This is a genomic window from Limnohabitans sp. (assembly GCF_040401135.1).
In the GTDB taxonomy this organism is placed as follows: Bacteria; Pseudomonadota; Gammaproteobacteria; order Burkholderiales; family Burkholderiaceae_C; genus Limnohabitans.
This window is the reverse complement of record NZ_JBBAOV010000013.1, coordinates 1-12,383: the sequence shown is the minus strand read 5'-3', so window position 1 is coordinate 12,383 and position 12,383 is coordinate 1. Positions and strand designations below refer to the sequence as shown.

Annotated in this window: 10 protein-coding genes and 2 tRNA genes; 9 read left to right on the top strand and 3 right to left on the bottom strand. The window is 53.7% G+C overall.

The window, feature by feature from the left end; translation table 11 throughout:
- Nucleotides 1-33: 33 nt before the first annotated feature.
- The 7 genes from rimP (at nucleotide 34) to ABWP81_RS05370 (ending at nucleotide 9,499) form a co-directional block, all read left to right on the top strand.
- Entirely contained in the window at nucleotides 34-594 is a 561-nt protein-coding gene (gene rimP / locus ABWP81_RS05400) for a ribosome maturation factor RimP (protein WP_353131726.1), read from the top strand.
- Nucleotides 595-622: 28 nt separating this feature from the next.
- The gene (nusA, locus tag ABWP81_RS05395; RefSeq protein WP_353140121.1) at nucleotides 623-2,107 is read left to right on the top strand and encodes a transcription termination factor NusA; all 1,485 of its coding nucleotides are present in this window, start codon (nucleotides 623-625) and stop codon (nucleotides 2,105-2,107) included.
- A 24-nt stretch (nucleotides 2,108-2,131) separates the two neighbouring features.
- A complete protein-coding gene (infB, locus tag ABWP81_RS05390; protein WP_353140119.1) occupies nucleotides 2,132-4,987 on the top strand; it encodes a translation initiation factor IF-2 in 2,856 nt (951 codons plus the stop codon).
- Between the two features lie 33 nt (nucleotides 4,988-5,020).
- Entirely contained in the window at nucleotides 5,021-5,392 is a 372-nt protein-coding gene (gene rbfA / locus ABWP81_RS05385; protein ID WP_353136532.1) for a 30S ribosome-binding factor RbfA, read from the top strand.
- Nucleotide 5,393: 1 nt separating this feature from the next.
- The gene (gene truB / locus ABWP81_RS05380) at nucleotides 5,394-6,395 is read left to right on the top strand and encodes a tRNA pseudouridine(55) synthase TruB (RefSeq protein WP_353140117.1); all 1,002 of its coding nucleotides are present in this window, start codon (nucleotides 5,394-5,396) and stop codon (nucleotides 6,393-6,395) included.
- Nucleotides 6,396-6,409: 14 nt separating this feature from the next.
- Nucleotides 6,410-8,227 (top strand): translational GTPase TypA, encoded by a 1,818-nt coding sequence (gene typA / locus ABWP81_RS05375; RefSeq protein ID WP_353136526.1) that lies wholly within the window; start codon nucleotides 6,410-6,412, stop codon nucleotides 8,225-8,227.
- Nucleotides 8,228-8,365: 138 nt separating this feature from the next.
- The gene (locus ABWP81_RS05370) at nucleotides 8,366-9,499 is read left to right on the top strand and encodes an enoyl-CoA hydratase/isomerase family protein (RefSeq protein ID WP_353140115.1); all 1,134 of its coding nucleotides are present in this window, start codon (nucleotides 8,366-8,368) and stop codon (nucleotides 9,497-9,499) included.
- Nucleotides 9,500-9,563: 64 nt separating this feature from the next.
- Here the strand turns inward: ABWP81_RS05370 and ABWP81_RS05365 are convergent, their stop codons facing one another.
- A complete protein-coding gene (locus tag ABWP81_RS05365) occupies nucleotides 9,564-10,475 on the bottom strand; it encodes a CoA transferase (protein ID WP_353140113.1) in 912 nt (303 codons plus the stop codon).
- A 29-nt stretch (nucleotides 10,476-10,504) separates the two neighbouring features.
- Between ABWP81_RS05365 and ABWP81_RS05360 the strand changes: the two genes are divergently transcribed.
- Together ABWP81_RS05360 and ABWP81_RS05355 are read left to right on the top strand one after the other, a co-directional pair.
- Nucleotides 10,505-10,581 (top strand) — tRNA-Pro (locus ABWP81_RS05360).
- A gap of 43 nt (nucleotides 10,582-10,624) precedes the next feature.
- A tRNA-Arg gene (locus tag ABWP81_RS05355) sits at nucleotides 10,625-10,701 on the top strand.
- A gap of 18 nt (nucleotides 10,702-10,719) precedes the next feature.
- Here ABWP81_RS05355 and ABWP81_RS05350 read toward each other — a convergent pair.
- Together ABWP81_RS05350 and ABWP81_RS05345 are read right to left on the bottom strand one after the other, a co-directional pair.
- Nucleotides 10,720-11,628 carry a hypothetical protein gene (locus tag ABWP81_RS05350; protein WP_353140111.1) on the bottom strand — a complete coding sequence of 303 codons (909 nt, stop codon included), beginning with the start codon at nucleotides 11,626-11,628 and terminating at the stop codon, nucleotides 10,720-10,722.
- 56 nt (nucleotides 11,629-11,684) lie between these two features.
- Nucleotides 11,685-12,224: a hypothetical protein gene (locus tag ABWP81_RS05345; RefSeq protein WP_353140109.1), complete on the bottom strand. Its 540-nt coding sequence runs from the start codon at nucleotides 12,222-12,224 to the stop codon at nucleotides 11,685-11,687.
- Between the last annotated feature and the right edge of the window lie 159 nt (nucleotides 12,225-12,383).

The window sequence follows — 12,383 nt, the reverse complement described above, 5'->3', positions numbered from 1 at the left end:
TTCGAACATTTAATTTAAAGGCTATTTCTCGACGTGAGTTTGCAGCAAACCGTAGAACAAACAGTGACCGGCTTAGGTTACGACCTGGTAGAGATTGAACGCTCCGCCGGAGGTCTCTTGCGCATCACGATCGACATGCCTTGGACGGCTGGCACACCTGCGCAGCCTATCAATGTGGAAGATTGCGAGCGCGTGACACGCCAGCTGCAATTTGCACTCGAAGTCGAGGGTGCTGAATACGCCCGACTTGAGGTGTCCTCTCCTGGTATTGATCGACCCTTGCGTCACCAAGCTGATTTCGAGCGCTTTGTGGGCGAAGAGGTTGACCTCACCCTTAAGGCGCCCATTGGTGCTGCTGCCGTGGGCCAAGTGGCAGCGAGTCGTAAAAAATTTCGTGGCACCTTAGAGCGCACCGATGATGGTGCAGGCTGGCAAATCACTTGGTGTGACGAAGTCAAGGCCAAGCCCGGTCAAAAAATTAGCCCCAAAAGATTAGCCGAAATGCCAGTGCACGCACTGGGTTTCACGCTGGACGAGCTGCGAGAAGCACGTTTGGCTCCGATAGTGGATTTCAAGGGCAAACAGCCCCGTTGAACTTAGGTAAGAGAAGGAGTAACCGATCATGAACCGCGAAATGTTGATGCTGGTCGAGGCAATCTCGCGCGAGAAAAACGTCGAACGCGATGTGGTGTTTGGCGCCGTCGAGTTGGCGCTGGCCCAAGCTACCAAGAAGTTGTACCAAGGTGAAGTGGACATTCGCGTAGCGGTGGACCGCGACACGGGCGAGTACGAAACCTTCCGTCGTTGGTTGGTCGTGCCTGACGAAGCTGGTTTGCAAAACCCGGAATCTGAAGAAATGTTGATGGACGCTCGCGAACGCGTGGCTGACGTTGAAGAGGGCGAGTACATCGAAGAAGGCATCGAGTCTTTGCCGATCGGCCGTATCGGTGCGATGGCGGCAAAGCAAGTAATTTTGCAAAAGATCCGTGATGCCGAGCGCGAAATGTTGCTTAACGACTTCATGTCCCGCGGCGACAAGATTTTTGTCGGAACGGTCAAACGAATGGACAAGGGCGATTTGATCGTTGAGTCCGGTCGCGTCGAGGGCCGCTTGCGTCGCAGCGAAATGATTCCTAAGGAAAACTTCCGCAGTGGTGACCGCGTGCGCGCCATGATCATGGACGTAGACCTGACCTTGCGCGGCGCCCCCATCATCTTGTCGCGTTCGTCGCCTGAGTTCATGGTGGAGTTGTTCCGCCACGAAGTGCCGGAAATCGAACAAGGCATGCTCGAAATCAAATCATGTGCCCGTGACTCCGGTTCGCGCGCCAAGATTGCTGTCATCTCTCATGACAAACGTGTGGACCCTATCGGTACATGCGTGGGTGTGCGTGGCACTCGCGTGAACTCCGTGACCACCGAACTCGCTGGCGAGCGCGTGGACATCGTTTTGTGGAGTGAAGACCCAGCGCAGTTTGTGATTGGTGCTTTGGCGCCTGCCAACGTCAGCTCCATCGTGGTGGACGAAGAGCGTCACGCCATGGATGTGGTGGTGGATGAGGAAAACCTCGCCATCGCCATTGGCCGCGGTGGTCAGAACGTGCGTTTGGCAGCTGAGCTGACGGGCTGGAAAATCAACATCATGGATGCGGCTGAGTCGGCTCAGAAGCAAGCTGACGAAACTTTCAGCATCCGTGAATTGTTCATGGCCAAGTTGGACGTGGACCAAGAAGTGGCTGACATCTTGATTGAAGAAGGCTTCACCAGCCTTGAGGAAGTGGCCTACGTGCCCTTGCAAGAGATGTTGGAAATTGAAAGCTTTGACGAAGACACTGTCAACGAGTTGCGCACACGTGCCAAGGATGCGCTGCTCACCCTAGAAATTGCACGCGAAGAGAGCGTCGAAGAAGTTTCGCAAGATTTGCGTGACCTCGAAGGATTGAATGCGGAGCTCTTGCCCCAGTTGGCTGAGAGCGGCGTACACACCCGTGACGATTTGGCCGATTTGGCCGTAGACGAGCTCACAGCCATCACCGGCCAAAGCGAAGAAGAGGCCAAAGCCCTGATCTTGAAGGCACGTGAACATTGGTTCACGGGTCAAGAGTAATGGTCATGGCGAGGAACAACAGATATGTCCAGTACGACCGTAGCCGAGTTTGCCAGCGAACTCAAAAAACCAACCGACACCCTGCTTGATCAACTCAAGGCAGCCGGTGTCGCCAAATCTTTGGCCAGCGATGTGCTGACCGAAGGTGACAAACAAAAGCTCTTGAGCCACTTGCAAGCCAGCCATGGCACTGCATCGCCCGAGCGCAAGAAAATCACCCTGGTCAAGAAATCGACCACCGAGATCAAACAAGCCGACGCCACAGGCAAAGCGCGCACCATTCAAGTGGAAGTGCGTAAGAAGCGCACCTTCGTCAAACGCGATGAAGACGAGAGTTCTGACGTGCCAGTCGAGCCCGCTGTCGTGCATGAGCCTGTTGTGCCGGCGATTGATCATGCCGAGTTGGCCCGCCGTGAAGAAGAAGCACGCCGCCAAGCTGAGCTGATCCGTCGCCAAGAAGAAGAACTGGCCGAAAAACGCCGCTTGCGTGAAGAGCAAGAAGCCAAAGAGCAAGCCAAGCAAGAAGCAGTGAAAGCCAAGGCGCTAGCCGAATCTACAGCCGTGATTGCCACTGCTGCATCTGAAACCAAAGCTGCAGAAGCTCTGTCGGATGGCCAAGCGCAAGCCGCACAAGCTGCTGCTCGTTTGGAGGCTGTTGAAACGGCCCGTTTAGCCGCTGCTGCTGTCTCTAAAGCGCGTGCCGACGAGGACACAGCCCGTGCGGTTGATTTGGATACCCGTCGTCGCAAAGCTTTGGCTGAGGCTGAAGGCATTCGCTTGATGATGAGCACGCCACAAAAGCAAATGGTGGCCAAAAAGCCTGAGCCAACTCCTGACCCCAAAGCCCTCAAAGGCACTTTGCACAAGCCCGCTGGAACACCGGGTGCGGGTGCACGTTCTGTTGCACCTGCAGCCCCCGGTGCAGCCACGCCTGCCAACAAAGAAGTCAAGAGCGCCAAGCTGTCTTCAAGTTGGGCCGATGATCAAGCCAAAAAGAAAGCCATCAAAACACGCGGTGACGCAAGTGGTGGCGTGGGCCGTAATAGCTGGCGTGGAGGCCCTAAAGGCCGACGTGACCGCGACCGTGACGATGATCGCGCACCACAAGCCGCCGTCGAAGCACGCGTGCTGGAAGTGCACGTACCCGAAACCATCACCGTGGGCGAATTGGCCCACAAGATGGCGGTCAAGGCTTCTGAAGTGATCAAGCAGTTGATGAAGCTCGGCCAAATGGCCACCATCAACCAGCCTTTGGACCAAGACACCGCCATGATTTTGGTTGAGGAACTGGGTCACAAAGCGGTAGTTGCCGCGTTGGATGATCCTGAGGCATTTACTGAAGAAGAAGCGTCCGCGCATCAATCTGAATTCCTGACTCGCGCCCCTGTGGTGACGGTCATGGGTCACGTTGACCACGGCAAAACATCGTTGTTGGATTACATCCGTCGCGCCAAAGTCGCTTCGGGCGAAGCCGGTGGTATTACCCAGCACATTGGTGCCTACCACGTGGAAACAGCACGCGGCATGATTTCGTTCTTGGACACGCCCGGTCACGAGGCCTTCACGGCCATGCGTGCCCGAGGTGCCAAAGCAACCGACATCGTGATCTTGGTGGTTGCTGCGGATGACGGTGTGATGCCGCAAACCAAAGAAGCCATTAAGCATGCGAAAGCTGCTGGCGTTCCAATCGTGGTCGCGGTCAACAAGATTGACAAACCCGGTGCCAACCCAGAACGCGTCAAAGGCGAACTGGTGTCCGAAGAGGTCGTGCCTGAAGAGTTTGGTGGAGATTCACCTTTCTGCGAAGTCTCCGCCAAAACCGGTGCAGGTATTGATGAGTTGCTCGAGCAAGTGCTTTTGCAAGCCGAAATTTTGGAACTCAAAGCACCTGTCGATGCCATGGCCAAAGGCTTGGTGATTGAAGCGCGTTTGGACAAAGGTCGCGGTCCAGTGGCCACGGTACTGGTTCAGTCCGGTACGCTCCATGTGGGCGACGTGGTTCTGGGCGGTCAAACCTATGGCCGCGTGCGCGCCATGCTGGACGAGAACGGCAAATCCATCAAATCAGCGGGCCCGTCGATTCCTGTCGAGATTCAAGGTCTCACGGAAGTGCCACAAGCCGGCGACGAATTCATGGTTATGACAGACGAACGTCGTGCCCGCGAAATCGCAACCTACCGTGCTGGCCGTGTGCGCAATACCAAGTTGGCCAAGCAACAAGCGTCGAAGTTGGAGAACATGTTCTCCGACATGACGTCTGGTGAGGTCAAACTCTTGCCCATCATCGTCAAAGCCGACGTGCAAGGTTCGCAAGAAGCTTTGGCAGCCTCGTTGCTCAAGTTGTCAACCCCCGAAGTCAAAGTTCAGTTGGTGTACGCCGCTGTGGGCGGCATCAGCGAGAGCGATGTGAACTTGTCGATTGCTTCAAAGGCCGTGATCATCGGTTTCAATACGCGTGCCGATGCCGGTGCGCGCAAATTGGCCGAGAACAATGGCGTGGATATTCGCTACTACAACATCATTTATGACGCTGTAGACGAACTCAAAGCGGCCATGTCAGGCATGCTCACACCCGACAAGAAAGAAGAAGTTATCGGTACTGCCGAAATCCGCCAAGTGCTGCGCGTCAGCAAGATTGGTGCGATCGCGGGTTGTATGGTCACCTCAGGTCTGGTGCGACGTACCGCCAAGTTGCGTTTGTTGCGCAATAACGTGGTCATCTTCACGGGCGAACTCGACAGCTTGAAGCGTTTCAAAGACGACGCCAAAGAAGTCAAAGAGAACTTTGAGTGCGGTTTGACGGTTAAGAACTACAACGACATCGTCGAAGGCGATGTGTTGGAGTTCTTCGAAATCAAAGAAGTGGCACGTACGCTGTAAAGCGTGAGTGGCACTTTCAATAGGCAATCCAGCATGGCACGCAAACCGACCAGCACCCCCAACCGGAGCTACCAAGTGGCCGACCAGATCCAACGTGATCTGGCCGACTTGATCGCGCGTGAGTTGAAAGACCCACGCGTGGGCATGGTCACGCTGCAAGGTGTGGAAGTCACGCCGGATTACGCCCATGCGAAAGTGCACTTCAGTGTTTTGAATGGTGACCCAGTCAAAACAAGCGAGGGCTTGAACCAAGCCGCTGGTTTTCTGCGCAATGGGTTGTTCAAACGCTTGCACATTCACACTGTTCCGACCTTGCATTTTGTTTACGATCGCACGCCCGAACACGCGTCTGATATGAACGCTTTGATCGCCAAGGCAGTCGCCTCCAAAGCGAAGGACGACTGACATGAGCGATATGGCTGCCAGCACTCGCACACCACGTGCCAAGGTGCAACGACGCCCTGTGCACGGCGTGTTGCTGCTAGACAAACCTTTGGGTTTGTCTAGCAATCAGGCCTTGCAAAAAGTCAAGTGGTTGCTGCGCGCTGAAAAAGCGGGACATACTGGCACCCTAGACCCTTTGGCCACGGGGGTGTTGCCTTTGTGTTTTGGTGCTGCGACCAAATTCAGCCAACTCCATTTGGATGCTGATAAAACTTATGAAACCACCGTTCGCTTAGGGCTTAAAACCACCACGGCGGATGCCGAAGGTGAAGTCATTTCAAAGCGTCCCGTCACCTGTACGGTGGGGCAAGTGGTGGAAGTGCTCGACCGTTTCATGGGGCCGATTGCTCAAGTGCCGCCCATGTACAGTGCCTTGAAAAAAGACGGCAAAGCTTTGTACGAATACGCCCGTGCCGGCGAAACGGTTGAGCGCGAAGCCCGCCAAGTGGTGATTCACGATTTAGAGTTGCTAGAGATGCAACTCGAGGGCGAAGCACCATTTTTACGTTTACGCGTGACGTGCAGCAAAGGCACTTACATCCGAACCTTGGGTGAAGACATTGCCGAAGCCTTGGGCTGCGGCGGCCATTTGAGCGCCTTGCGTCGTGTCGTGACGGGTCCGTTTGAAGTATCGGAATGCGTGACCTTGGAAGACTTATCAGCCATGGATGAGCCCCAACGCGAAGCGCGCTTGATGCCTGTGCAGTGCCTGCTGCCTGATCACACAACCGTCACTTTGGATAGCGAAAATTCAGGTCGATTCCTAAGCGGCGTTCGTCGACGTGGTAACTGGCCGGATCTTGATCGCGTGTCTGTATTTGGAGAAAACCCTCCGGCTTTGTTGGGCAGTGCCCATGTCAAAGCGGGAGAACTGATTCCGGGACGATTGTTGAGTCCCCTTGAAATTCAACAAATTTTGAAAAGATCGCCTGTCAACCAGCCCGCGCTGGCTAAGCAGGCATAAAGGAAGAGAAAAGCATGAGTAAACAAATCCGTAACATTGCGATCATCGCCCACGTTGACCACGGTAAAACCACCATGGTCGACCAGTTGCTGCGTCAGTCCGGCACCTTTGCCGAGCACGAAAAAGTGGTCGACACCGTGATGGACAACAACGCCATCGAACGTGAACGCGGCATCACCATCTTGGCCAAGAACTGCGCTGTAAGCTGGGAAGGTACGCACATCAACATTGTCGACACTCCTGGCCACGCTGACTTTGGCGGCGAAGTTGAACGTGCCTTGTCAATGGTTGACGGCGTCGTGTTGTTGATCGACGCGCAAGAAGGCCCCATGCCTCAAACACGTTTCGTGACCAAGAAGGCGTTGGCCTTGGGTCTGAAGCCAATCGTGGTGGTGAACAAAGTGGACAAGCCGGGTGCAAACCCAGACAAAGTGGTGAACGCCGCTTTTGACTTGTTTGACAAACTTGGTGCCACCGACGAGCAGTTGGATTTCCCCGTGGTGTACGCCTCGGGTATCAACGGCTGGACCTCGATGACCGAAGGTGCGCCTGGTGAACAGTGGGGCCCAGATATGTCGGCCTTGTTCAACACGGTTCTGAACCATGTGCCGCCACAACAAGGTGACCCTGCAGCACCCTTGCAGTTGCAAATTTCCGCACTCGACTTTTCGACCTTCGTCGGCCGTATCGGTGTTGGCCGTATCAGCCAAGGCACGATCAAACCCATGATGGACGTGCTTGTCATGGAAGGACCTGATGGCACCGCAACCAAAGGCCGTATCAACCAAGTCTTGAAGTTCCAAGGTTTGGACCGCGTGCAAGCGACGGAAGCAGGCCCTGGCGACATCGTCTTGATCAACGGTATTGGCGATCTGAACATCGGCGTGACGGTGACTGATCCGACAAACCCAGCACCCTTGCCTATGCTCAAAATTGACGAGCCCACACTGACCATGAACTTCTGCGTGAACACCAGCCCATTGGCTGGCCGTGAAGGCAAGTACGTGACCAGCCGTCAAATTTGGGACCGTTTGCAGAAAGAACTGCAACACAACGTGGCGCTGCGCGTCAATGAAACTGACGAAGAAGGCATCTTTGAAGTCATGGGCCGTGGTGAATTGCACTTGACGATTTTGTTGGAAAACATGCGCCGCGAAGGCTACGAATTGGCGGTGTCTAAGCCTCGCGTGGTGTTCCGCGATGTGGACGGTGTGCGCAATGAGCCTATCGAATTGGTCACGGCTGACATCGAAGAAACTCACCAAGGCGGCGTGATGCAAGCTTTGGGTGAACGCAAAGGTGAACTGGTGAACATGGAGCCTGATGGCCGTGGTCGTGTCCGTTTGGAATACCGTATCCCCGCGCGTGGTCTGATTGGTTTCACCAACGAGTTCTTGAACTTGACACGTGGTTCCGGACTGATCTCCAACATCTTCGACAGCTACGAGCCACACAAAGGCGACATCGGTGGTCGTAAGAACGGCGTGTTGATCTCCATGGATGCGGGTGAAATTTTTACTTACGCCTTGGGCAAGTTGGATGACCGTGGTCGCATGTTCGTCAAGGCGAACGACCCTGTCTATGAAGGCATGATTGTGGGTATCCACAGCCGTGACAATGACTTGGTGGTTAACGCCACACGTACGAAGCAGCTGACCAACTTCCGCGTTTCTGGCAAAGAGGATGCGATCAAGATCACGCCTCCGATTGACCTCACACTCGAATACGGCGTCGAGTTCATTGAAGACGACGAGTTGGTTGAAATCACACCTAAGAGCGTTCGTCTGCGTAAGCGTTTCTTGACTGAAAGCGATCGCAAGCGCAACAAGTAATTTATTTGTTCTGCACTAAAAGCCGAGGCCTACCTCGGCTTTTTTATGTCTCGATCTTTCATGTGTCGCGCGGGTTCATGTGATGCTCGCGTGACGATTTTTTATTGAAGAAAATACGGCTTTATTTAAGGAGTCATCATGACCACCTTCACCACTGATGTTCACGCAGAACGCGTGGGCCATTTAGGCTTGATCACGCTTAACCGCCCCAAGGCTTTGAATGCGTTGTCACTGGCTATGGTGCGCGAGCTGAATCACGTGTTGCAGCAGTGGCAAGACGATGCACAGGTAAGGGCAGTGGTGGTGCGCGGCAGCAACAAAGAAGGCCCATTTGGTGCCTTTTGTGCAGGCGGTGACATACGTTATTTTCACCAAGCGGCTTTGAGCGGCGATGCGACGCTGGAAGACTTCTTCACTGAGGAATACAGCCTCAACTATTTGATTCAAAATTACACCAAACCCTACATCGCGTTGATGGACGGCATCGTCATGGGCGGCGGCATGGGCATCAGCCAAGGCGCTGCGTTGCGCGTGGTGACCGAGCGCACCAAGATGGCGATGCCTGAGACGCACATTGGTTTGTTCCCAGATGTGGGGGGCGGTTATTTCTTAAGTCGTTGTCATGGCGTTGCATGTCCTCACCACTTTGGCGAATACTTGGCTCTGACGGGCCATGTGTTGCGCGGCGGCGATGCACTTCACGTTGGCTTGGCTGATATGTGTGTGGATTCTTCCGCTTTGCCTGAGATGTGGGAAACCTTGCGTCAGCAAGACTGGACCAGTGGCGAGGCGGTAGTAGCTTGGCTGCGTGAACAATGCCAAGCCAGTACGGCAACATCCATGGCTAAATCGCCGGTATGGCTCAACGCGCCGATTGATTGTGTGTTTGGATTGGCTACGGTTGCTGCGATGGAACAAGCCTTGCAGGGTACAGATGATTGGTCAATTCAAACCTTGAAAGCCTTGCACCATCAGTCGCCCTTGATGTTGTGCGTCACGCTAGAGCAAATTCGCCGTGGCCGCCACATGACGCTTGCACAAGACCTTCGCATGGAACGAGACTTGGTGCGTCATTGTTTTCAAACAGATCATCTGTCCCGCCGCGGTGTGAGCAGCGAGACGGTGGAGGGCATTCGCGCTTTGGTCGTGGACAAAGACAACGCACCCAAATGGCAACCCGAACGCATTGCTGATGTCACGCCTGAGATGGTGCTGCCGTTTTTCGAAAGTCCTTGGCCTGCAGCGGCGCATCCTTTGCGACATTTGAGCTGAGCCTGCACTTTGCATGGTTGGTGCATTAGCCAGCCAGTGCTAAGTGATGTTGTTCGGACCTTGATCAGCGCGGTAATGTGTGTAGCGGTATGTCTTTGTTGCTAGCCAGCTTCTCGAGTTGTGCGCGTGTTTGTGTAGCTAAGAACTTTGCAATGCCCTCGTGCGTACTGCGCTTGTGCATTTGCGTGGTAGCTTCTTTGGCTAATCCTGCTGCTTCGCATAAACGCACACCAAAGTGCGGTTCAAGTGCTGCCAAGGCAACACGTCCATTTTTACAGGGGTAGACCTTGTAGCCTGCATGTGCGCCGCCCACATCGCCATTTGGCAGTGTGAGGCCCCACGTTCGCGGCAGAGCGAGATAGGCTGAGGCTTCGCTTAACGCTACTTCGTGGAACACGCCTTTGCCATGAGCGCGGCCTGGTCGTTGACGCAGCAGCAAAGCTTGTAATACTGCCTCCGTGGTGAGTAGCGAGCCACCCATGTCGGCATACAGGCTTGCAGGCATGTCGAGGCCATTCACCAGACCACTCTCAGCTTGATATGTCAAGTCGTGTCCAGCTTCTTCTGCACGCGCACCCAGTGCACCCACGATGCTCACCACGCACAAGGCAGGATAGCTCTTGTGTAATTCTTTCCAAGCCAAACCCAGTTTGACCAATGCTGATGGACGGAACGACGTAATCAGCACATCGGTTTGCGACAGCTGATTGTGAAGCGTTGCTTGTCCTCGCTCAGATTTCAAATCGGCTTGCAGCACCTTCATGCCTTTGTGCATTTCTTCGTAGGCTTCAGGCTTGTAAATCCCCATCGGGTCTGCGGTGCTCATGCCAGTGGGTGCAAGTGGTTCAAGCTTGGTGCATTTGGCGCCCATGGTTTGCAGCCGCATCACTGCGGCTGGGCCGGGAAGGTTCAAGGCGAGGGTGAGGACGCGCACCCCTTTGAGAGGGCTCAGTTGAGTAGCCGAATTAGAAATCATCAACATATTATGAGTTAGAATATCCGAATCGGGGCGTAGCGCAGCCTGGTAGCGCATCTGGTTTGGGACCAGAGGGTCGTAGGTTCGAATCCTATCGCCCCGACCAAAAAAGCAAAAAAGGCCTCGAATTTCGGGGCCTTTTTTCATTTCTGTCCGTAGCTCAGTTGGATAGAGCAACAACCTTCTAAGTTGTGGGTCACAGGTTCGATTCCTGTCGGACAGGCCAATTTTTTAAAGCAATTGCTTAGTTGAAAAGCCAATCAGGGTTCAACACCACATAGCAATGCTTTTCGCCCAACAGTTGGCCTTCAGGGCTAACACAGAAATTGGCGCGGCGAAACTTCTTTTCATCCGTCAGCACGTAGGACCGATAAAGTTCCTGGCTCTTTTTGCCGGTCTTGTCTTTTGGGTGCAGCATCATCAGACGCGTAGAGCCGCATTCGCCCTTTTTGATGCACGCCTTCTCAGCCTTGTCATCCACATAAAACTCAATGTAGATTGACCCTGGGAATTTTGTATTCGCTTTTGCTACTTTGATCATGCAAGGCATATCTTGGGCTCGAGGAATTCCCATGCGGTCAGCAAACGTGTTCATCTCGGCTAGAACGGTGTCGCGGTACTTTGCTTTGATGGTCTTGTGACACACAAAGTAGTCGGCATACGCATTGGTAAACGCAACCGGTGTGAACGGACGGTTGTTGGGATCGAGTTTGATCACAGACGCGTCATAAACGGCGCTAAGAGCTGCGACTTCGGGCTTCTTTGCGTCTTTGCCATGACCGCCGCCATGCCCATCATCTTTTTTCTTTTCATCTTTTTTGGGATCGGCCCCTTTACCTTCGTCCTTCTTTTCTTCCTTTTTAGGCTCTCCATGCCCGCCGTCTTTTTTACCAGAGTCTTCCTTTTTGGGTGGCTCAGGAGGCTTAGGAAACGGTGGCTTAGGTAGAGGCTCGGGTTCCTCAAACTTAGGTTTGGCCACTCGCTTGTAAACGTTGCCTCGGCGCCCAAGTTCGCCTTCCTCTTCTACATAGATGATTTTGGGCTCCTCCTTGACTTCCGGCTTTTTGGGAGGGTCGCTGGCCCACGCTGACGCGCCAAATAGGTTAGTCAGAACAAGAGAGAAAGCAAAGAATGTGGAAGTAGAAAAACGCATATCTCTACAAGATCGGCTTTTCAAGGTGGGGCTTTAGCACCTGTGGTCAAAAAGGCTTATTGGACGCTGTAACACGTGGTGTCAGTGTGAAGTTTGCCCTTGTCAGTCACACACTGCTGGGAAATCAGCTTACGCGACATGTCTGACAAAAAGTAAGAACGATACAACACAGTGTCTTTCGGTATCAGACTGATGCTACGAAATACGGGGCATTGCTCATTGCGCACACAGGCGTTCAGGCGTTGTTCGTTGACGTACAGATGAATATTGATGCGACCAGGTGTCAGGCTTTTTTCGGTGCCAATACTCACCACGCAGGCGTCGCCTTTGACGAAAGGCAGCTCGACCAATTCGGCAAAATAGTTCATCTCGGCCACGATAAGCTCACGAAACCAAGGTGCAACGATGCCCTTGCAATCGAAGTAGTCCAGTTTGGTGGTGTGCACCAAGATCTCAGAGTAGGGACGATTTTTGGGGCCCAGCAGCAACATGGGTTCAGCCCCTGACTGAGGCGGTCGAGCCAGTAGGGCGCGAGGTGCCGCTGGTTTGTCTTGCGCGAGCACACCTGTCCACACAGTTAGGAGCAGGCAGGTCAATAGGAAAAACTTTTTAAACATGACGAATTACCCATCGGTTGCAACAGTGTCAACTTTATCAGTTTGTGTTGAGCATCTTTGTTCTATCAAGTAAAGTGCATCAAAACCGATTCAAGGTTTAGGATGAAAACTATCAAAATAATTCTTGTGATTTTGCTG

Excerpts from the sequence above, each read along its gene's own strand:
- ABWP81_RS05350 (WP_353140111.1), bottom strand. The coding sequence starts at position 11,628 with ATGCGTTTTTCTACTTCCACATTCTTTGCTTTCTCTCTTGTTCTGACT.
- truB (WP_353140117.1), top strand. The coding sequence starts at position 5,394 with ATGAGCGATATGGCTGCCAGCACTCGCACACCACGTGCCAAGGTGCAA.
- infB (WP_353140119.1), top strand. The coding sequence starts at position 2,132 with ATGTCCAGTACGACCGTAGCCGAGTTTGCCAGCGAACTCAAAAAACCA.
- rbfA (WP_353136532.1), top strand. The coding sequence starts at position 5,021 with ATGGCACGCAAACCGACCAGCACCCCCAACCGGAGCTACCAAGTGGCC.
- ABWP81_RS05365 (WP_353140113.1), bottom strand. The coding sequence starts at position 10,475 with ATGATTTCTAATTCGGCTACTCAACTGAGCCCTCTCAAAGGGGTGCGC.
- ABWP81_RS05370 (WP_353140115.1), top strand. The coding sequence starts at position 8,366 with ATGACCACCTTCACCACTGATGTTCACGCAGAACGCGTGGGCCATTTA.
- typA (WP_353136526.1), top strand. The coding sequence starts at position 6,410 with ATGAGTAAACAAATCCGTAACATTGCGATCATCGCCCACGTTGACCAC.
- nusA (WP_353140121.1), top strand. The coding sequence starts at position 623 with ATGAACCGCGAAATGTTGATGCTGGTCGAGGCAATCTCGCGCGAGAAA.